Source organism: Sphaerisporangium sp. NPDC049457 (assembly GCF_055586705.1).
This window is the reverse complement of the sequence record NZ_JBVJHR010000008.1, coordinates 86,516-107,298: the sequence shown is the minus strand read 5'-3', so window position 1 is coordinate 107,298 and position 20,783 is coordinate 86,516. Positions and strand designations below refer to the sequence as shown.

Genomic DNA, 20,783 nt, shown 5'->3' with positions numbered 1-20,783 from the left:
CCGTCCGCCGGAGCCGCGCCTTCGGCGGCCTTCAGGACACCCGGCGCAGGACGACCATGTCGCTGCGGTAGTCGGCGCCCGTCGGCTCCCACGCGGCCGGGCGGACGCCCACCGCCATCAGCGCCGCGCCGTACATCCGCGCGCCCTGGACGAGCCTGCCCGGCACGCCGCCGGTGTCGCCACCCTCGACCACCTCGTACAGCGCCTCGGGGTCCAGCCCGGTCAGCCGCAGCCAGCGCGAGCCGCGCCCGCCACGACCCGAGGGGTTGTACACCAGCACGACCACGTGCTCGTCCCGCACGTACTGCACGGCCGACCGCTCACGGCCCGGCGCGCCGGCCAGGCGGTACTGGGCGCCGTGCTGGATGACGCCCCGGACCGCCTTGTACCGCGCGACCAGCTCGGCCGCCTCCGCCAGCTCGGCCGCGGACCACTCGGTGAGGTCGCCGCCGATGCCGAGGACGCCGGCCATGGCCACGTGGAACCGGTAGCGCAGCGGCACCGACCGCCGCGTGACCGGGTTCGGGGAGTCGGTGACCCAGGCCGACATGGTGACGGCCGGGTAGACCTGGGAGAAGCCGTGCTGCAGCGGCTGGCGGTCCAGCGCGTCGGTGTTGTCGGAGGGCCAGACCTCGTCGGTGTGCCGCAAAATGCCGAAGTCCACCCGCCCGCCGCCGCTGGAGCACGACTCGATGCGCAGCCCCGGGTGGCGTTCGCGCAGCGCCGCCATCACCTGGTAGACGCCGCGCGTGTGCTCGATCCACAGCAGGTCCTGCCGGGCGGCCCGCTCGGGCCGGCCGGCCTGGGTGAACGGGCGGTTCATGTCCCACTTGAAGTAGTCGAGGCGGAGCTCGGCCACCAGGCGGTCCAGCCAGCCGAGCGCCCACTCGCGCACGTCCTCGCGCGCGAAGTTCAGCACCAGCTGCTGGCGCCTCTCGTCCTGGCGCCGGTCGTCCATGCGCAGCACCCACTCGGGACGGGACCGGTACAGGTCGCTGTCGCGGTTGACCATCTCGGGCTCCACCCACAGGCCGGCCCGCATGCCGAGGGCGCGCACGCCGTCGAACAGGCCGCCCAGCCCGTCGGGGAACCGCCGCGGATGCGGCCACCAGTCGCCCAGGGCGCGGTGGTCGTCGTCGCGGGCGCCGAACCAGCCGTCGTCCATGACGAAGAGCTCCACCCCGAGCGACGCGGCGATCTCGGCCAGGGCGAGCTGGCCGGCCTCGGTGACGTCGAAGGCGGTGGCCTCCCAGGAGTTGTACAGGACGGGCCGCTCCTCGGCGGGCTCGGGCAGCACGTGCCGGCGGGCGTACTCGTGCCAGGCCCGGCTCGCGGCCCCGAACCCGCCGTCGCCGTACAGGCCGAGCGCCGGCGGCGTGGTGAGCTCCTCGCCGGGGCCGAGGTCCCAGCGCAGGCCGTCGTGCCCGAAGCCGGCCGACACCGCCGCCCCGCCCTCGGGGCGGTGGGCGGCGGTCAGCCGCCAGCTGCCGCTCCAGGCCAGCGCGACCCCCCACACCTCGCCGTGCTCCTCGGTGGCCCCGCCCGCGTCGATCATGATCCACGGGTTGGCCTGGTGGCCGGTGACGCCCTGGCGGCTGGTGAAGGTCAGCTCCCCGACGGGCAGCGGGGCCCGCTGGAGCTGGAACTCCTCGCCCCAGGCGCCGAAGACGCCGCTGTAGCGGTAGGCGTCGGAGTCGGGGATGAACCAGCTCCCCGAGTCCAGGCGGGTGACGCCGATCGACAGTCCGGGGAAGCGGCCGCCGTCATGGTCGGCGTTGCGCACGGTCACCCAGCGCTCCAGCACGTCGCTGTCGTGCCAGGCCCGGATGGAGAGGACCACCTGGAGCGGGAAATGGCGGTCCTCCAGGCCGATGTCCAGCCGGTCGGCGCCGTCCTCGGCGTGGGCCCGCGCCCCGGTGAAGCGCAGTTCGACCGAGCGCACATGGCCGAACGAGACCTGCAGGGCGGGCGTGCCCCAGCGAGGACCGCCGTCCACCGGCAGGAGCTCCTCGATCTCCACCGGCCGCGAGAAGCTGGTCTCGCGCCGGTGCGCGCCGTGCGGGGTGGACGGCCCACCGCTCGCCCCGGCCACCTGGCGCGCGGCGGCCTCGCCGATGAGCGGCCCCCAGTACTTCTGCAGCGGCGCCGCCTCGCCCGTGACCGGGTCGATCTCGACGCCCACCACGTACGCGGTGGACGGCGTGGTCACCGCCCAGAGGCGTCCGTGTTCGTCGAGACGGGTGACGGGCATGGGCGCATCCTTTTCGGATCAGGGACGAAGGGCGGCCGGCCACGCCCGAGGCGAGGCCGGCACCGGGTTAGACGCCCTGACCGGCCGGCCGGGCGGGGCGGCGCCCCGGGGCTTCGGCGGGTCAGAGCCGCAGCCAGCGCTGCATGCGGTCGATGAGCTCCTCGGCGTCGACCGGCTTGGTGACGTAGTCGCTGGCTCCCGACGAGAGGGTCTTCTCGCGGTCGCCGTGCATGGCCTTGGCGGTGACCGCGATGATCGGCAGGTTGGCGAAGCGCGGCATCTCGCGGATCGCGGTCGTGGCGGCGTAGCCGTCCATCTCGGGCATCATGATGTCCATCAGCACCAGGTCGACGTCGTCGTTGCGCATGAGCACGTCGATGCCCTTGCGGCCGTTCTCGGCGTACAGCACCTGCATGCCGTGCAGTTCGAGGATGTTGGTGAGCGCGAAGACGTTGCGCACGTCGTCGTCGATCACCAGCACCTTGCGGCCGAGCAGGCCGCTGTCGACCTTCTCGACGTCCTGCGGCGACTCCTCGGGGCTGGCCTGCACCAGCGGCAGCACGTCGCCGGGCCCCTTGGCCGACAGGTGCAGGGTGATGCGCTCGCGCAGCTCGTCCAGGCTGGGCAGGCGCTCAAGCGGCTGGGTGCGAGAGCGGCCCTTGAGGAGGTTCTCCTGCGGGCGGGTGAGCTTGCGGGTGTGGTGGGCGAGCACCGGGAGCGAGCGCAGGGCGGGATCGTCGTCGAGCCGCCGCAGGAACTCGGCCGCGGCGTCCTGCGGCATGCCGAGGTCGAGCACGATGCAGTGGTAGCCGTCACGGGAGAGCGCGGCCATGGCGCTGTCGGGGTCGCTCGCCGTGGTGACCCGCACCAGGCCGTGGGTCTCCGACAGGTCGGCCACGACGCTCTGCGCGAGCAGCGACAGCAGCCCGTTCGGCCGCGACTCGACGACGAGCAGGCGGCGGCCCGCGGAGTCGTCGCTCTGGACGGGTGAGGCGGCGGGCGGCTCGACCGGCTCCACCGGCTCGGCGTGCGCGACGCCGGCGGCGCTCGTGCCCATGACCGTGCCCGTGCTGGCGCCCGTGCCTGTGAACGTGCCGCTGAACGTGGCCGGCAGGTCGTCCTCGGCGGAGTCGGTCATCGGCAGGTAGAGGCTGAACGTGCTGCCCTCGCCGAGCGTGCTGACCGCGCGGATCTCGCCGTGGAACAGGGTGGCGATCTCGCGGCTGATGGACAGGCCGAGGCCGGTGCCGCCGTACTTGCGGCTGGTGGTGCCGTCGGCCTGCTGGAAGGCGTCGAAGATCTGGGAGAGGTTCTCCTCGGCGATGCCGATGCCGGTGTCGGTCACGTGGAAGGCCAGGACGTGCCGGCCGGCGCCGTTCGGCGGGTCCATCGTGGTGCGCTCGACGCGCAGCGAGACGGTGCCCCGCTCGGTGAACTTCACCGCGTTCGAGAGCAGGTTGCGCAGCACCTGGCGCAGGCGCTGCTCGTCCATCAGCAGCTGGGTGGGCACGTCGCGGGCCACCTGGACGTCGAACCGCAGCCCCTTCTCGGTGGTCAGCGGCCGGAACGTCGCCTCGACGTAGTCGAGGAGCTGGCGGATGTGGAACGGCTCCAGCGTGAGGTCCATCTTGCCGGCCTCGATCTTGGACAGGTCGAGGATGTCGTTGATGAGCTGGAGCAGGTCGGTGCCGGCGGAGTGGATGACGTTGGCGTACTCGACCTGCTTGGCGGTGAGGTTGCGCGCCGGGTTCTGGGCGAGCAGCTGGGCGAGGATGAGCAGCGAGTTGAGCGGGGTGCGCAGCTCGTGGCTCATGTTGGCCAGGAACTCGCTCTTGTACTTGGAGGCGAGGGCGAGCTGCTGGGCGCGGTCCTCCAGCTCCTGGCGGGCCTGCTCGATCTCGATGTTCTTGGTCTCGATGTCGCGGTTCTGCCGGGCGAGCAGCTCGGCCTTCTCCTCCAGCTCGGCGTTGGAGCGCTGGAGCTCCTCCTGGCCGACCTGCAGCTCGGTCGCCAGCCGCTGCGACTCGGTGAGCAGGGCGCCGGTGCGGGCGTTGGCGACGATGGTGTTGACGTTGACGCCGATGGTCTCGACGAGCAGTTCGAGGAAGTCGCGGTGGATCTGGGTGAAGTGGTTGAGGCTGGCCAGCTCGATCACGCCGAGCACCTGGTCTTCGAAGACGATGGGCAGCACGATGAGGTTCGCCGGCCCCGCCTCGCCCAGGCTGGAGGCGATCGTGAGATAGCCGGGCGGGACGTCCTCGACGAGGATGGTGCGCTTGGCCAGCGCGGCCTGCCCGACCAGCGAGTCGCCCAGGGCGTAGCGGCGGGAGTTCTCGCGGTGGCCGTAGCCGCCGACCACGCGCAGCTCGGTGCCGCCGGCGGTCTCCTCGGCGAGCAGGAACGTGCCGTGCTGGGCGCTGACCAGCGGCGCCAGCTCGTTCATGACCAGCTCGGCGACCACCGCCAGGTCGCGGTGGCCTTGCATGAGCCCGGAGATGCGGGCCAGGTTGGTCTTCAGCCAGTCTTGCTCCTGGTTGGCCCTGGTGGTCTCGCGCAGGGACTTCACCATGGAGTTGATGTTGTCCTTGAGCTCGGCCACCTCGCCGGAGGCGTCCACGGTGATCGAGCGGGTGAGGTCGCCGGAGGTCACCGCGCTGGTGACCTCGGCGATGGCCCGCACCTGACGGGTGAGGTTGCCCGCCAGCTCGTTGACGTTCTCGGTCAGGCGCTTCCAGGTGCCCGAGACGCCCTCGACCTCGGCCTGGCCGCCCAGGCGGCCCTCGCTGCCGACCTCGCGGGCGACGCGGGTGACCTCGGCGGCGAAGGAGGACAGCTGGTCGACCATGGTGTTGATGGTGGTCTTGAGTTCGAGGATCTCGCCGCGCGCGTCGACGTCGATCTTCTTGGTGAGGTCGCCCTGGGCCACCGCCGTGGTGACCTGGGCGATGTTGCGCACCTGACTGGTCAGGTTGTTCGCCATCGAGTTGACGTTGTCGGTGAGGTCCTTCCAGGTTCCGGCGACGTTCGGCACGCGCGCCTGGCCGCCGAGCTGGCCCTCGGTGCCGACCTCGCGGGCCACGCGGGTGACCTCGTCGGCGAACGCGCTCAGCGTCTCGACCATCGTGTTGATCGTCTGGGCGAGCGCCGCCACCTCGCCCTTGGCCTCGACGGTGATCTTCTGCGACAGGTCGCCCCTGGCCACCGCGGTCGCCACCTGGGCGATCGAGCGCACCTGGCCGGTGAGGTTGGACCCCATCACGTTGACGTTGTCGGTGAGGTCCTTCCAGGTGCCCGACACGCCGCGGACGGTCGCCTGCCCGCCCAGGTTGCCCTCGGTGCCGACCTCGCGCGCGACGCGGGTGACCTCGTCGGCGAACGCCGAGAGCTGGTCGACCATCGTGTTGATGGTCTCCTTCAGCTCAAGGATCTCGCCGCGGGCGTCCACCCGGATCTTCTGCGACAGGTCGCCCTTGGCGACCGCCGTGGTGACCTCGGCGATGCTGCGCACCTGGGCGGTCAGGTTGTCCGCCATGACGTTCACCGACTCGGTGAGCGCCTTCCAGGTGCCCGAGACGCCCTTGACGTCGGCCTGGCCGCCCAGGCGGCCCTCGGTGCCCACCTCGCGGGCCACGCGGGTGACCTCGTCGGCGAACGACGAGAGCTGGTCGACCATGGTGTTGAGCGTGTTCTTCAGTTCGAGGATCTCGCCGCGGGCCGAGACGGTGATCTTCTGCGACAGGTCGCCGCGCGCCACGGCCGTCGCGACCTGCGAGATGTTGCGCACCTGGTCGGTGAGGTTGCCCGCCATGGAGTTCACCGAGTCGGTCAGGTCGCGCCAGGTGCCGGCGACCTCGGTGACCTGCGCCTGGCCGCCCAGGCGGCCCTCGGTGCCGACCTCGCGAGCGACGCGGGTGACCTCGTCGGCGAACGACGAGAGCTGGTCGACCATGGTGTTGATGGTGTTCTTGAGTTCGAGGATCTCGCCGCGGGCCGAGACGGTGATCTTCTGCGACAGGTCGCCCTTGGCGACCGCCGTGGTGACCTGGGCGATCGAGCGCACCTGGTCGGTGAGGTTGCCGGCCATGGCGTTCACCGAGTCGGTGAGGTCCTTCCAGGTGCCGTAGACGCCCGGCACCGCGGCCTGGCCGCCGAGCTGGCCCTCGGTGCCGACCTCGCGCGCCACGCGGGTGACCTCGGAGGTGAACAGCGAGAGCTGGTCGACCATGCCGTTGAAGACGGTGGCGATCTCTTTGTAGAGGCCGTCGCCGTCCTCAGGGAGCCGCGTGCCGAAGTCGCCGTCGCGTACCGCGGTCAGCCCGGCGAGCAGCTGCCGCAGGTCGACCTCTGGGCCGCCCGCCGCCGCGCGGGCGGACCTGCCACGCTTGGCGGTGCTGACGCTCTCAACCATGTCCACCCTTAAGTTCGCGGCCAACGCCCGTGCAAGCCATCGTATAGACCGGCCCTCATCAGCGACGACGACAGCCGACAAGGGGCGTCGGCCGAAATGGGCGGGGCGGGCGCGGCCTCAGCCGTAGAGGGCGTCGATGTCCTTGGCGTAGTCGCGCAGCACCACGTTGCGCTTGATCTTGAGCGACGGGGTCAGGTGACCGCTCTCTTCGGTGAAGTCGGTCTCGAGGATGACGAACTTCTTCACCTGCTCGGGCTTGGAGACCAGGATGTTGGCCTCGTCCACGGCCTTCTGGACGGCCGCGTTGACCGCAGAGTCGGCGCACAGGTCGGCGAGCGAGGCGCCGGACCTGCCGTTGGCCTGCTTCCACTGCTCCATGGCCTCGGGGTCGAGCGTCACCAGCGCCGCGACGAAGGGCCGGTCGTCGCCGATCACCATCGCCTGGCTGACCAGCGGGTGGGCGCGGATGCGGTCCTCCATGGGGGCCGGGGCGACGTTCTTGCCCCCGGCGGTGACGATGATCTCCTTCTTCCTGCCGGTGATGCGCAGGTAGCCGTCGGAGTCCAGCGAGCCGACGTCGCCGGTGTGGAACCAGCCGTCCTCGTCGATGGCCTCGGCGGTGGCCTCGGGGTTGTTCCAGTAGCCGTCGAAGACGTGGCGGCCCTTGACCAGCACCTCGCCGTCGTCGGCCACGGCGATCGTCACGCCGGGGAACGGCTTGCCGACCGTGCCGATCTTGTTGGCTCCGGGGATGTTGACCGCCGAGGGGGCCGAGGTCTCGGTCAGCCCGTACCCCTCGAAGATCTCGATGCCCGCGCCCTTGAAGAAGTGGCTGAGCCGCTCGCCCAGGGCCGAGCCGCCGCACACGGCCGCGCTGAGCCGCCCGCCGGTGGCGGCGCGCAGCTTGGCGTACACCAGCCGGTCGAACAGAGCCCGCTGCAGCCGCAGGCCCGCGCCCGCTCCGCCGGAGCTCTCGGCGCGGCTCCACGCCACCGCGACGTCGACGGCGCGGTGGAAGATCTTGCCGGTGAGCGCGCCGCGCGACGAGGCCTTCTGCTCGGCGGCGTTGTAGACCTTCTCGAACACCCGCGGCACGCCCAGCAGGAAGGTCGGCTTGAACTCCTGCAGGTCGGGCGCGACGTTCTTCATGTTCGGGGTGTGGGCGAGGACGGTGGAGGTCTCGATCAGGACGATCTCGATGATGCGGGCGAGGCTGTGGGCCAGCGGCAGGAACAGCAGCGCGGCCCGGCCCTCCATCTCGAACAGCGCCTCCAGCGGGCCCCTGGCCACGTTGCGCGCGGTGAACAGCAGGTTGTCGTGGGTCAGGCGGCAGCCCTTGGGACGCCCGGTCGTGCCGGAGGTGTAGATGAGGGTGGCCAGGTCGAGGCCGCCGCGGGTCAGCCGGCGCTCTTTGAGCGTCTCGTCGGGAACGTCGGAGCCGCTCGCGGTGAGCTCGCCCAGCGCGCCGGAGTCGATGCACCACAGGGCCGGCTCGCCGGCGGCGCCCTCCATCGCCTGGCGGACCGTGCGCTCGTGCGCCTCGGACTCGACGATCACGGCCTTGGCGCCGCTGTCGGTGAGGATCCAGTGCACCTGGTCGGGGGCGGAGGTCTCGTAGATCGGCACGCTCACCGCGCCCGCGGCCCAGATGGCGTAGTCGGCGACGGTCCACTCGTAGCGGGTGCGCGACATGAGCGCCACACGGTCGCCCGGCTCGACGCCGGCGTCGATGAGCCCCTTGGCCACCCCGGCGACCTGGTCGCGGAACTCCGCGGCGGTGACCGGCGTCCAGGAGTCGCCGATCTTTCGGCTGATCAGCACCGCGCCGGGTTCCTGCTCGCCGCGCTCGAAGACGATGTCGGCGCAGTTGGCCGACAGCGGGACGTCCACCAGCACGGGAACGCTGTACTCGCGCACGGTCACTCCTTCGAACGCATGCCCGGAGGCTTTCTGTTTCCCATGGTCGCCCATGGTTCGCCTGGACGCTATCGCGTCGGGCCGACGGTCCGGTAGACAGTGTGCGCTCCGAACGGCGGATTCACGCTATCAGTGCCATCACGTGACGAAGCGTGCCCGGGAAGAGGGGTTTCCATGTCGCCCCGGTGACCCCTTCCGCGCGAGCGCCTGGCAGGCCGGCGCCCCGGTTTACGATGTGCGTCATGCGGGTCCATGTCGTCAGTGACGTCCACGGGCGCGTGGACGCCCTCGCCCGTGCCGCGGACGGCGCCGACGCGCTGGTCTGCCTCGGCGATCTGCTGTTGTTCGTCGACTACGCCGACCACTCGCAGGGCATCTTCGCCGAGTTGTTCGGCCGCGAGCGCGCCACCGAGTTCGTCGCGCTGCGCACGGCCGGCCGCTTCGACGAGGCGCGCGGCATGTCCGCCCGCCTGTGGGAGACCCTCGGCGGCGAGCCGCGCGAGCACATCGAGCGGGCCGTCCGCGAGCAGTACGCCCGCATCTTCGCCGCCATGCCCACGCCCGCCTACCTCACCTACGGCAACGTCGACCTGCCAGGCCTCTGGGGCGAATACGTCAGGGACGGCCACCACGTGCTCGACGGGCAGACCGCCGAGATCGGCGGGCTCACCTTCGGCTTCGTCGGGGGCGGCCTGCGCACCCGCTACCGCACCCCCAATGAGGTCGACGACGAGGAGTTCGCCCGCAAGGTGGCGGCGGTGGGCGCCGTCGACGTGCTGTGCTGCCACATCCCGCCCGCCGTGCCCGACCTGCTGTACGACGTGGTGGCGCGCCGTTTCGAGCGGGGGAGCGAGGCCACGCTGGAGGCGATCAGGGCCACCCAGCCCCGGTACGCGCTGTTCGGGCACGTCCACCAGCCGCTGGCCGCCCGCATGCGCATCGGCCGCACCGAGTGCGTCAACGTCGGCCACTTCCGCGGGCGTGGCCGTCCCTTCGCCCTCGACCTGTGAGCGGCCGGGGCGCGGGGGCCGCTCTCGCCCTGCGCGCCGGTCCCCCGGGCGCCGGCGAAGGTCGCCCTCCTCGGACGTTCGCGCGGGAACGGCGAACGAGTACGGTAAGCCCATGGCTGATCGCACCACCTCCAGCATCACGATCGGCGCCGCCCCGGCGGCGATCGCGGCCGTCATCGCCGACTTCGCCGCCTACCCCGAGTGGGCCGGCCAGGTGAAGTCCGCCGAGGTCCTGTCGGTGGGCGAGGACGGCCGTCCGCGCACCGTCCGTTTCGTCCTCGACGCCGGCGTGATCACCGACGAGTACACCCTCGGTTACCGCTGGCAGGGCGACGAGGCCGTCGACTGGGAGATGGCCGAGTCCGGCAGGATGCTGGCGGCGCTCACCGGCAGCTACCGCCTCGTCCCCCGGGGCGACGGCACCGAGGTGACCTACGAGCTGGCCGTCGACCTGAAGGTGCCGATGATCGGCATGGTGAAGCGCAAGGCCGAGAAGGTCATCGTCGACACCGCTCTGAAGGGTCTGAAGAAGCGCGTCGAGGGCCGATGAGCACAGAGACCCCGCGCGTCCTGCTCTTCACCGGCAAGGGGGGAGTGGGCAAGACCACCGTCGCCGCGGCCACCGCCACGCTCGCCGCCCGCCGGGGACGCAAGACGCTCGTGGTCTCCACCGACACCGCCCACTCTCTCGCCGACGCCCTCGGCGTGCCCGGCTCCGCCGAGCCGTCCGAGGTCGTGCCCGGCCTCTACCTGCAGCAGGTCGACACCCAGCGGGCGCTCGAACGCCACTGGGGCGAGCTGCGCGAGTACGCCAAGGGGCTGCTCGCCGAGCTGGGCCTCGACGGGGTCACCTCCGAGGAGCTCACGGTGCTGCCCGGCGCCGAGGAGGTCATCGCCCTTCTTGAGCTGTGCGACCAGGTGCGCACCGGCCGGTGGGACGTGGTCGTCGTCGACTGCGCGCCCACCGCCGAGACGTTGCGCCTGCTGGCGCTGCCCGAGGCCCTCGACTGGCACGTCGGACGCCTGCTCCCGGCCGGCCGCAGGCTGATGCGCGCCCTGGCCCCGGTCGTGCGGCACCTCGCCCGGGTGAGCCTGCCCGAGGACGCCGTCGTGAGCGCCGGCGAGCGGCTGCACGCCGGCCTCATGGAGGTGCGCGACCTGCTGACCGGCGGCAACGCCTCCGTCCGCCTGGTGCTGACCCCCGAGGCCGTCGTCGTCGCCGAGGCGCGGCGCACGTTCACCTCCCTCAGCCTGTACGGCTACCGCGTCGACGGCGTGGTGGCCAACCGGGTGTTCCCCGAGGAGGGCGGGGACGAATGGCGGCGAGGCTGGGTCGCCGCCCAGGCGCGCCACCTGGCGGCGGTCGGCGAGTCGTTCGCCCCGCTGCCCGTGCACACCGTCCCCTATCTGCCCGCCGAGCCGGTCGGCGCCGAGGCGCTGGCCGGGCTGGCCGAGCGGCTGTACGCCGAGGACGACCCGTTCGCCCCGCCCTCCGGCGAGCCGCCGATGACCATCCGGTCCGATGACGAGGTCCACGAGCTCGTCCTCGCCCTGCCCCTCGCCGACAGATCCGAGGTCGGCCTGGCCCGCAAAGGCGACGAACTGATCGTCACCGCGGGCGGCTACCGCAGGGTCCTCGCCCTGCCCGCGGCGCTCGCTCGCAGATCCGTGGGCGACGCCGTGCTCCGTGACGGGCGCCTGCGGGTACGGTTCGAGGCAGGAGGGGCCTGATGACTGAGATGAACGACCGCGACGGCGGCGCGCCGCGTCCCGAGACGCGCGCGGACGCCGTGCGAGCACCTGAGAACGGCGCGGACGAGCCGCGCTCCGCCGCCGGCGAGGCCGGTCCGCGTCCCGTGCCGCGGGACGAGTGGTTCGCGCGGCGCGAGCAGCAGCGCGAGGGCGAGCACGCCGCCGCCCGTGACGAGTGGTTCCGGCGCCGCGAGGGCGACCGGCGCGAGGAGGGCCGCGACGCGCGCGGCGAGGCCTCCGACGCGCTTGGCTCCGTCGCGGAGGAGGCGCGCAGGCTCTTCGACGCCCTGCAGCAGCGGGTCGGTCGCGAGGTCGGCAAAGGCCTGGTGAAGGGCTCGGTGGCCGGTCTCGGCCAAGGGCTCGGGCAGGCCTTCGGCGGCGGCGCGGCCCGCTCGTCCGGTGACGTGTGGGCCGAGGCGGTGTCCGGGCACGACGACGATGAGTACATCTGCCGTGCCTGCCCCGTCTGCCGGCTCAAGGCCGCCCGGCGCGAGGCCGGCGGGGACGTCGCCGACCATCTGATCACCGCGGGCGGGGAGCTCCTCGCCGCGTTCCGCCAGGCGGTGGACGCCGTGTCGCGACCGGCCACGCCGAGGGGCGCCGGCGACACGGACACCCAGGTGCAGCACATCGACCTGGGCTGAGGTGAAGGGATGAGAAATGGCGTTGACGATCGGCGTTGACGTCGGCGGCACCAAGATCGCCGCCGGTGTCGTGGACGAGGACGGCCACATCGTGGAGAACCTCCTGCGGCCCACGCCCGCCGACGACCCCGACAGGGTGGCCGAGACGATCTCCGAGGCGGTGCGCGAACTCGCCGGCCGCCACGACGTCGAGGCCGTCGGGCTGGGCGCCGCCGGCTTCGTCGACGAGACGCGGTCGATCGTCCGGTTCGCCCCGAACCTCGCCTGGCGCGAGGAGCCGCTGCAGAAGGCCGTCTCCGAACGGGTCAACCTGCCCGTCGTGGTGGAGAACGACGCCAACGCGATGGCCTGGGGCGAGTACCGCTTCGGGGCCGGGCGCGGCGAGAGCCACGTGGTGTGCGTGACCGTCGGCACCGGCATCGGCGGCGGCCTGGTGTTCGGCGGGGTGCTGTACCGCGGCAGGTGGGGCATGGGCGCCGAGATGGGGCACATGCAGGTCGTCCCCGAGGGCAGGCCGTGCGGGTGCGGCAACCTCGGCTGCTGGGAGCAGTACGCCAGCGGCAACGCCCTGGTGCACGAGGCCCGCCTGCTCGCCGCCGCCGACCCCGGCCGCGCCGCGCGGCTGCTCGAACTCGCCGGCGGGTCGGTGGACGGCATCGAGGGCAAGCACATCACCGAGGCCGCCAGGGCGGGCGACGAGGCGTCGCTCACGGCGTTCGCGACCATGGCCGAATGGCTCGGCCAGGGCATGGCCGACCTCGCCGCCACGTTGGACCCCGGCCGGTTCATCCTCGGCGGCGGCGTCTCGCGCGCCGCCGACCTGTGGATCGACCACGCCCGCGCGGCGTTCGAGCGAGCGCTGACCGGCCGGGAGCACCGCCCGCACGCCGACATCCGGCCCGCTGAGCTCGGGGCGTCCGCGGGCCTGGTCGGCGCGGCCGATCTGGCCCGCCAGCCCTGACCGCCCGTCCAACCGCCGGAGGCGTCGGCGATCCATGGTCTTCCGCGTCGGCACCTACAACGTGCGCTCCATGTACGACGACAACGCCGCGCTGGCGCGGGTCGTCAGGTCCATGGCGCCGGACGCCCTGTGCGTCCAGGAAGCCCCACGGCTGCTGCGCTGGCGGCGCAAGCGGGCGTGGCTCGCCGGCGCCGCGGGCCTGCGCGTCGTCGCAGGGCGGCGCCGGGGCGGCGTGGCGGTGCTGGCCGGCCCCGGCGCGCGGGTCGTCCACGCCGAGAGCCACCTGCTGCGGGCGTTCGCGGGGCTCGAACGGCGCGGCGTCGCCATCGCGGTGGTCGAACGCGGCGGCGTCGCGCTCACCGTCGCCTCCGTCCACCTGGACCTGCACGCCGCCGCCCGCCTGTGCCACGCGGTGGAGATCATGGACCTGGCCCGGGCCGCCGCCCGCCGCTTCGGCGCGCCGCTGGTGCTGGCGGGCGACGTCAACGAGCAGCCCGGCGGCCCCACCTGGGACTACCTCACCCGCACGCTCGCCGACTGCTACTCACTCGCGCCCAGAGGCGACGGGCTCACCTTCACCGCCAGGCGGCCCGGCAAGCGCCTGGACGTCGTGCTCGCCGCCCCCGGCCTCGCCGTGCGGTCGTGCGGCGGAGTCGAGGCCGCCGCCGCCGACCTGGAGGCGGCCACCGACCACCTGCCCGTCCTGGCCGAGATCGTCCCCGCCCCGGCGGACGGCGGGGCAGGGGAGGGACGGCCGGACGCCCGCGGCTCCGCGGGGTGCGCGGAGGCCGCCGGATGATTTCGGATCGACGGGCCGACTGTGTTCAGGTGACCGTTTGGTCAACACTGGGACAGCTCCCGCGCGCACGGGATGGCGGGACACGTACGATTTGGTCATGTCTCGCCGCCTGTCGCGGCGTGCGTTGCCGTTGTGCGTGCTGCTGACCGGAATGCTGACCGGTGCGCTCGTCCGCACCACATCCGCGGCGCACGCGCACGCCGAACCGCCCCGTCCGCATGCCGCGGAGCGCGGGCCGGCCGGCCTGTTCCAGGAGTCGGCGACCGCGCGGCTGCGCACCGACGGCTCCCTGTCCGACGTGGCCGGGCTGTCGAAGACCGACGTCTGGGCCGTCGGCCAGGAGGACGTCTGGGAGACCTGGCAGAACCGCGGCGTCATCACCCACTGGGACGGCACGAGCTGGACCGAGGTGGAGATCCGCAACGACGCCTCCAGCGCCGGCCACCTGCGTTCGGTCGCCGCCGCCTCGGCGCACGACATCTGGGCGGTCGGTGAGGGCCATGACGGCCTGCCCTATGTGGTGCGCGGCGACGGCTCGGTGTTCGACCGCGTCAGCGTGCCGCAGCTCGGCAGCGGCGACTGGCTCGGCGGCGTCGACGCCGTCCCCGGCCGCGTGGTCGCCGTGGGCGGGCGCGGCGGCGACACGCTGATCGCCACCGCCACGGCCAAGGGCTGGACCGCCGCGAAGGGCAAGGCCAAGGGCATGCTGTACGGCGTCGCGCTGACGCGCAAGGGGGACGGCTGGGCGGTCGGGGACGGCGCGTCCCAGCCGTTGGTCATGCGGCTGTCGGGAAGCACCTGGAAGACGGTGACGACGCCCTCCGTCCCCGGGGGCTACCTGCGCGACGTGGCCATGGACGGCCCGAAGAAGGCGGTCGCCGTGGGCGGCGTCTACCACGACGACGGCAAGATCTCCCCGCTGATCCTCACGTGGAACGGCAAGCACTGGCGGCGGGCGCGGCTCGCCGACCGCTACGCGGAGCTGTACGGCGTGACCGGCGACGGCAAGGGCCGCTTCTGGGTGTCGGGGTTCGACCCGGCGCATCCGGGCGAGGCGTACCTGCTGCGCGGCGGCGCGTCCGGCTGGCGGGTGGTGCGCGGCGAGGGCTCCGACCGGCAGCGCACGATGCGCCTGCAGTCGGTCACCCACGTCGGCGACCTGACCATGGCCGTCGGGCACGTCGTGGACGCGGCCGACCACTACACCGACGTGGTCGAGCGCTTCCGGCCGAGCACCTCCAAGGCCGCCGCCACGACGACCGGCGGCGCCGGCGCGAGCTCCCCGGCCGCCCGCTGACCGCTCCCGGCTCAGATGACCGCGCCGTCGTCCCAGCCGGAGTCCGGAGGCGAGCCGTCGCCCATGCGCACGATCAGCGCGACGAAGCCCCCGATGAACGCGGCGATGGCGGCGAAGACGATCCAGCCGTCCATGGGCCACGACAGGAGCGCGGCGAGCAGCAGGTAGGCGGGACCGCCGAACAGGGCCACCCAGGCGATCTTCGTGCCGGGGTCCATCTGCGGCAGCGGGGGAGGAGGCGGCGGAACGTAGTGGTCGCCGTCGTCGTCCGGCGCGGCGTCGTCGTGCTCGGCCTCACGGGTCTCCGCGGGGACGTCGGCCTTCACCGCCTGGGCGGTGTCGTCGGCGGGGACGTTCTCACGGTCGGGCCACGGCTGCGCGCCCGAGGTCGGTTCGGCGGTCTCGTTGAAGGAGGCGACGATCTGACGCCAGACCTCGTCCTCATCGCTCTGTGGCGTCACCGGTCACTTCGATTCGTTCCTATGCTCATGGGCGCGCTCGCTGGATGGCTCGTGCTGCTGACCGTTGCTCGGGGATGGCTCCTGGGTCGCTCGCTGGGGGCCGCCGCCACGTGCTCACCGCCTGGCGCGGGGGCCGGGGCCGGGGGCCGGATCAGTCTCTCTGCAAGGGTACCGACGCGTGGGCTCTGATGAAGTCCAGGCTCCCCTCGAATATCTCGGGGGCATCGTTGTCCAGCGTCGCGACGTGGTAACTGTTCAGGCACTGCCGCACGGTGAGGTTGCCGCCGAGCACCTTGCGCAGCAGCTCGACGCTCGCCGGCTTCACCACGTGGTCCTCGGGGCTGTGGTAGACGAGGACGGGCTGGGTGACGCGGCCGAGCTCCGACTGCACCAGCGACCAGAGCCGCGGCAGCGTCGCCGCGGCCCGCACCGGGGTGCGGGTGTAGCCGACCTCGGTCACCCCCTCGCGTTTGATGTCGTTGGCGACCCCCGGCACCGAGGACACCACGAGCTTCAGCACCGGGGCGAGCCTCAGCAGGGGGGCGTCGCTGACGATGGAGGGGTTCACCACCACCACGCCGCGCACCTCCGGGCCGTGCACCTCCGCCAGCCTCAGCGCCATGCACCCGCCGAGGGACAGGCCCATGACGAACACCTCGGCGCAGCGGCCCCTGAGGTTCTCGAAGGCCCTTTCGAGCTCGGCGTACCAGTCTTCCCACCGCGTGCGGTTCATCTCCTGCCAGGTGGTCCCGTGCCCGGGAAGGCGGGGCAGCGAGACGGTGAGGCCGGCCGCCGCCAGGTGCTTCGCCCACGGGCGCAGCGACTGCGGAGTCCCGGTGAAACCGTGGCAGAGCAGCACTCCGACCTGGCCACCGTCGTGCTGGTAGGGCTCGGAACCCGGCATGAGCGGCATGATGGTTCCCTCTCCTGGTGCGGCTCGCCTGATCGTCGCACGTTCGGGGCGCGCCCGCGAGATCCGCGGGCCCGGGTGTCGCGGCAGGGGACCACGAGGTGTAGGTGGTGTGCCCCGGGCATGCGAAGATGACGCGACGCCTTCGACAAAGGCGCGTACGGCCGCGTGAAACCGCAGAAGGGGTGCCCGAGTGTTCTACTGGGTGGTCAAGGCCATTCTGGGTCCGTTCCTTCATCTGGTGTTCCGTCCCTGGTCCGAGGGCACCGAGCACGTCCCCAAGGAAGGCCCGGTCATCCTCGCCGGCAACCATCTGTCGTTCGCCGACCACTTCTTCGGCGCGCTGCCGCTGCCCCGCAAGGTGATCTCGCTCGGCAAGGCCGAGTACTTCACCGGCAGCGGGCTGAAGGGGCTGATGAGCCGGGCGTTCTTCACCGGGGTCGGCACGGTGCCCATCGACCGCTCCGGCGGCAAGGCCAGCGAGGCCGCGCTGCGCACCGGGCTGCGCGTCCTGCGCGAGGGCCACATCCTCGGCATCTACCCCGAGGGCACCCGATCGCCCGACGGGCGGCTGTACAAGGGCAAGACCGGCGTGGCCCGCCTGGCGCTGGAGTCGCGGGTGCCGGTGATCCCCTGGGCCATGGTCAACACCTTCGAGATGATGCCCCCCGGCCGTCCCTTCCCCAAGCTCGGCATCCGGCCCGGCGTCAAGTACGGCAAGCCGCTGGACTTCTCCCGCTACTACGGCATGGAGGAGGACCGCCTGGTCCTGCGCGCGGTCACCGACGAGATCATGTACGCGCTCATGGAGCTGTCCGGCCAGGAGTACGTCGACAAGTACGCCGCCAGCGCCAAGGTCGAGATGGCCCGTGCCGCCAAGAAGGCCGGCTCCCCCTCCGCCGGCTGAGGGCCCCCGGCGGCCGCGCCCCACGGGCGGCGCCGGCGTGCGCGCCGCGCGGCCTGATCGGGCTCACCCGCCCCTGGCGGCGGCCACCGCCACCTGGCCGAGGCTGATCCCGCCGTCGTTGGGCGGGACCCTGCGGTGCAGCAGCACCGTGAACCCATGGTCCTCAAGAAGGGCGCACGCCCGTTCCAGCAGGACGAGGTTCTGGAACACCCCGCCCGACAGCGCCACCGCCGCCAGGCCGGTGCTCTCGCGCACCCGCAGGCACCCGTCCAGGATCAGCCCGGCCACCCCGTTGTGGAACCGGGCCGAGACCAGGGGCGCCGCCACGCCGGCCCGGACGTCGGCCGCCGCGGCCTCCACCAGATCGCGTCCCGCCGCGGCGAATCCGCCGGCGTGCCCGGTGGCGGCGTCGAGCAGGCGGCAGGGGTAGGCGCGGCGTTCGGCCGGGTCGGCGATCTGCTCCAGCTCGACGGCGGCCTGACCCTCGTAGGTCACCGTGTCCCGGCCGGTGACGATCGCGGCCACGGCGTCGAACAGGCGTCCCGCGCTGGAGGTCGGCGGCGCGTTCACCCCGCGCGCGGCCATGGCCACCACGGCGTCCCACCGGGCCTCGTTGCGCGCCCGGACCCCGGCCGCCCCCTCACCGAGGTACGCGGCGGCCATCCGCCACGGCTGCCGGATCGCCGCGGCGCCGCCGGGCATCGGCACCGGGGCCAGATGGCCCGCCCGCCGGAACCCGGCCAGGCCGGCGACCAGGAACTCCCCGCCCCACAGCGTGCCGTCCGTCCCGTACCCGAGCCCGTCGAACGCCACGCCGATCACCGGCCCGCGGGCGGCGTTGTCGGCCATGCACGAGGCGATGTGCGCGTGGTGGTGCTGGACGCCCACGAGCTCCACGCCCTCGCGCTCCAGCGCGTACTTCGTGGACAGGTACTCCGGGTGCAGGTCGTGCGCCAGCACCTCGGGACGGATGCCGAACAGCCGCTCGAAGTGCCGGACGCCTTCGGTGAACGACCGGAGGGTCTCGTAGTTCTCCAGGTCGCCGATGTGGTGCGACACGAACGCCCGTCCCCCCTCGGCCAGGCAGAAGGTGTGCTTCAGCTCCGCGCCGCATCCGAGGACCGGCCGCCGCGGGCCGCGGGCGAGCCGCAGCGGGTAGGGGACATGGCCCCGGGACCGGCGGATCGGCAGCTCGCCGCCGCGGAACACCCGGGCCACCGAGTCGTCCGTGCGCGTGTGGATCGGCCGGTCATGGGTCAGGAAGGCGTCGGCGACCCCGGCCAGGCGCTCGAACGCCGCCTCGTCGGTGTAGGCGATCGGCTCGTCGGACAGGTTGCCGCTGGTCAGCACGATCGGCTCGGGGAGGCGCCGCAGCAGCAGGTGGTGCAGCGCGGAGTAGGGCAGCATGACGCCGAGCCACCTGGCGTCCGGGGCGACCGCGGCGGCGACGCGCGCGTCCGCGCGGCGGGCCAGCAGCACGATCGGCCGCGCCCGGCCGGTGAGCAGCCGCTCCTCCTCCGGGCCGATGTCGCACAGCCGCCGCGCCGCGGCCAGGTCGGCCGCCATGAGGGCGAACGGCCGGTCCTCGCGGCGCTTGCGCGCGCGCAGCGCCGACACCGCCCGCTCGTCGCCGGCCCGCACCGCCAGGTGGTAGCCGCCGATGCCCTTGACGGCGAGGACGCGCCCGCCGAGCAGCAGGCGCGCCGCCTCCGTCAGCGGGTCGCCCGCGAGGTCGCGGCGGGACGTCCCGGTCAGCCGCAGGCGCGGCCCGCACGCCGGGCAGCACACCGGCTGGGCGTGGAACCGCCGGCTCGCCGGGTCGTGGTACTCCCGCGCGCACGCCTCGCACATCGGGAAGGACGCCATCGTGGTGCCCGCGCGGTCGTACGGCGAGGACAGCACGATCGTGAACCGCGGCCCGCAGGCCGTGCAGTTGATGAACGGGTAGCCGTGCCTGCGGTCGGCGGGGTCGGCCAGCTCGCGCAGGCAGTCGTCGCAGGTGGCGACGTCGGGGGAGATCAGGGCACGGCCCCGCCCGGCGCCGGGGCTCGCGACGATGCCGAACCCGGGCTCGCCGGTGACCGGGATCTCGCGCGAGGTGACCCGGTCGACCACCGCCAGCGGAGGCGGACGGTCGCGCACCGCCCGCACGAACGCCGCGACGGCGCCCGAGGCGCCCTCCACCTCGATGAACACGCCGTGTTCGTCGTTGCCGACGAGCCCGCGCAGGCCGAGGTCCGTGGCGAGCCGGTGCACGAAAGGGCGGAACCCCACCCCCTGGACGACACCGTCGACACGGACCTCGGCGCGGATACAGGGCCTCACCTGATCAGTTTCGGCCCCGCCCCCCGCCTGATCAACGAACCCGGGCGGCCATGTCGGAGGAGTCGGAGGAGGAGCCGGAGGAGGGGGCGGCGAACCGGGCGACGTGCTCGCGGGCCTGGTCCAGGAGGCGGGCCATGGCGAGGGTGTCGTCCAGCGGCATGATCGCGCTCTCGGTGCGTCCCTCGGCGAGCGCGTCGCGGACCTCGCGGATCTCGCCGGCGTACCCGTTGTCGGCCTCGTCGATGAGATGCTCCTGCGGCTCGCCGGACGGGCCGTGCAGCACCATGCGGCGGGTGGCGAAGAACGGCGTGTCCAGCTCGGCCCGCATCAGGGTGCCGGTCACCGTGGCGGCGTTGGCCAGTGGGCTGAGCAGCGAGGTGTCCAGCAGCGCCCGCGCGCCGCCGGCCCAGGACATCAGCAGCCCCGCCTCGGCGTCGACCCCGCCGGCCGACAGCGAACCGGTGGCGGCCATGGCGTCGGGCTCGCCCAGCAGCAGCTGCGCCAGCCCCATCGGGTAGATGCCGAGGTCGAGCAGGGCTCCGCCGCCGAGCGCCGGATCCCACAGCCGGTGCGCCGGGTCATAGGGCAGGGGGAACCCGAACGACGCGGACACCGAGCGCAGCTCGCCGAAGGAGCCGTCGCGGACCAGGTCGTGCAGCCGCCGTACAAGCGGGTTGAACCGCATCCACATGGCCTCCATCAGGAAGACCCCCGCCTCGCGGGCGAGCTTGACCATGCGCTCGGCCTCGGCGGCGTTCAGCGCCAGCGGCTTCTCGCACAGCACGGCCTTGCCCGCGGCGATGGCGAGCTCGGCCACCGGCAGGTGGTGGGAGTGCGGGGTCGCGACGTACACGACGTCGACCTCGGGATCGGAGACCAGCTCGGCGTGGGAGCCGTACGCGCGCGGCGCGTCCAGCTCGGCGGCGAGGCCGGCGGCCCGGCCGAGATCGCGCGAGCCGACGGCCGCGACCCGCATGCCGGGCTCGGCGGCGATCACCCGCCCGACGGTCCGGGCGATGCCTCCGGTCGCGGCGATTCCCCAAGACAGCACGACTGCTCCTTCGCGAAACGCACCTACGCGCGCGCCGGCGGCGCCGATCGCAGGTGAGGGGTGGATGAGGGGATGGGGGACGGGGGTGGG

At 73.1% G+C, this 20,783-nt stretch carries 15 protein-coding genes; 8 read left to right on the top strand and 7 right to left on the bottom strand.

The annotated features are described in order from the left end of the window. Window positions 1–31 precede the first annotated feature (31 nt). The 3 genes from ACZ6QO_RS14520 to ACZ6QO_RS14510 all read right to left on the bottom strand — a co-directional run bounded on the left by ACZ6QO_RS14520 (window position 32) and on the right by ACZ6QO_RS14510 (window position 8,576). Window positions 32–2,251 (bottom strand): alpha-galactosidase, encoded by a 2,220-nt coding sequence (locus ACZ6QO_RS14520; RefSeq protein WP_465850845.1) that lies wholly within the window; start codon window positions 2,249–2,251, stop codon window positions 32–34. A 121-nt stretch (window positions 2,252–2,372) separates the two neighbouring features. Beyond that, a complete protein-coding gene (locus tag ACZ6QO_RS14515; protein WP_465850843.1) occupies window positions 2,373–6,659 on the bottom strand; it encodes a HAMP domain-containing protein in 4,287 nt (1,428 codons plus the stop codon). 117 nt (window positions 6,660–6,776) lie between these two features. Continuing rightward, complete coding sequence (locus tag ACZ6QO_RS14510; protein WP_465850841.1) at window positions 6,777–8,576, bottom strand: AMP-dependent synthetase/ligase; 1,800 nt, start codon at window positions 8,574–8,576, stop codon at window positions 6,777–6,779. A 242-nt stretch (window positions 8,577–8,818) separates the two neighbouring features. Between ACZ6QO_RS14510 and ACZ6QO_RS14505 the strand changes: the two genes are divergently transcribed. From ACZ6QO_RS14505 to ACZ6QO_RS14475, 7 genes are all read left to right on the top strand, one after another. Next, window positions 8,819–9,586 (top strand): metallophosphoesterase family protein, encoded by a 768-nt coding sequence (locus tag ACZ6QO_RS14505; protein WP_465850839.1) that lies wholly within the window; start codon window positions 8,819–8,821, stop codon window positions 9,584–9,586. A gap of 112 nt (window positions 9,587–9,698) precedes the next feature. Next, window positions 9,699–10,136, top strand: coding sequence for an SRPBCC family protein (locus ACZ6QO_RS14500; protein ID WP_465850837.1), 438 nt, complete (start codon window positions 9,699–9,701; stop codon window positions 10,134–10,136). Then, window positions 10,133–11,317 (top strand): ArsA family ATPase, encoded by a 1,185-nt coding sequence (locus tag ACZ6QO_RS14495; protein WP_465850836.1) that lies wholly within the window; start codon window positions 10,133–10,135, stop codon window positions 11,315–11,317. Before ACZ6QO_RS14500 ends, ACZ6QO_RS14495 begins: the two co-directional genes overlap by 4 nt. Continuing rightward, window positions 11,317–11,982, top strand: a complete 666-nt coding sequence (locus ACZ6QO_RS14490) for a hypothetical protein (protein ID WP_465850834.1) — start codon at window positions 11,317–11,319, stop codon at window positions 11,980–11,982. The genes ACZ6QO_RS14495 and ACZ6QO_RS14490 overlap by 1 nt, the downstream gene beginning before the upstream one ends. A gap of 16 nt (window positions 11,983–11,998) precedes the next feature. Continuing rightward, the gene (locus tag ACZ6QO_RS14485; RefSeq protein ID WP_465850832.1) at window positions 11,999–12,943 is read left to right on the top strand and encodes an ROK family glucokinase; all 945 of its coding nucleotides are present in this window, start codon (window positions 11,999–12,001) and stop codon (window positions 12,941–12,943) included. A 34-nt stretch (window positions 12,944–12,977) separates the two neighbouring features. Beyond that, the gene (locus ACZ6QO_RS14480) at window positions 12,978–13,742 is read left to right on the top strand and encodes an endonuclease/exonuclease/phosphatase family protein (RefSeq protein WP_465850831.1); all 765 of its coding nucleotides are present in this window, start codon (window positions 12,978–12,980) and stop codon (window positions 13,740–13,742) included. Between the two features lie 97 nt (window positions 13,743–13,839). After that, complete coding sequence (locus ACZ6QO_RS14475) at window positions 13,840–15,039, top strand: YncE family protein (protein WP_465850829.1); 1,200 nt, start codon at window positions 13,840–13,842, stop codon at window positions 15,037–15,039. Window positions 15,040–15,050: 11 nt separating this feature from the next. Here the strand turns inward: ACZ6QO_RS14475 and ACZ6QO_RS14470 are convergent, their stop codons facing one another. Beyond that, entirely contained in the window at window positions 15,051–15,500 is a 450-nt protein-coding gene (locus tag ACZ6QO_RS14470) for a hypothetical protein (RefSeq protein WP_465850827.1), read from the bottom strand. A 151-nt stretch (window positions 15,501–15,651) separates the two neighbouring features. Beyond that, window positions 15,652–16,413 carry an alpha/beta hydrolase gene (locus ACZ6QO_RS14465; RefSeq protein WP_465850825.1) on the bottom strand — a complete coding sequence of 254 codons (762 nt, stop codon included), beginning with the start codon at window positions 16,411–16,413 and terminating at the stop codon, window positions 15,652–15,654. A gap of 190 nt (window positions 16,414–16,603) precedes the next feature. Here ACZ6QO_RS14465 and ACZ6QO_RS14460 point away from each other — a divergent pair, with 190 nt between their 5' ends. Beyond that, window positions 16,604–17,317 carry a lysophospholipid acyltransferase family protein gene (locus tag ACZ6QO_RS14460; RefSeq protein WP_465850823.1) on the top strand — a complete coding sequence of 238 codons (714 nt, stop codon included), beginning with the start codon at window positions 16,604–16,606 and terminating at the stop codon, window positions 17,315–17,317. 63 nt (window positions 17,318–17,380) lie between these two features. Here the strand turns inward: ACZ6QO_RS14460 and hypF are convergent, their stop codons facing one another. Both hypF and ACZ6QO_RS14450 read right to left on the bottom strand, forming a co-directional pair. Next, entirely contained in the window at window positions 17,381–19,642 is a 2,262-nt protein-coding gene (gene hypF, locus ACZ6QO_RS14455; protein WP_465850821.1) for a carbamoyltransferase HypF, read from the bottom strand. 31 nt (window positions 19,643–19,673) lie between these two features. Continuing rightward, complete coding sequence (locus ACZ6QO_RS14450; RefSeq protein WP_465850819.1) at window positions 19,674–20,693, bottom strand: Gfo/Idh/MocA family protein; 1,020 nt, start codon at window positions 20,691–20,693, stop codon at window positions 19,674–19,676. Between the last annotated feature and the right edge of the window lie 90 nt (window positions 20,694–20,783).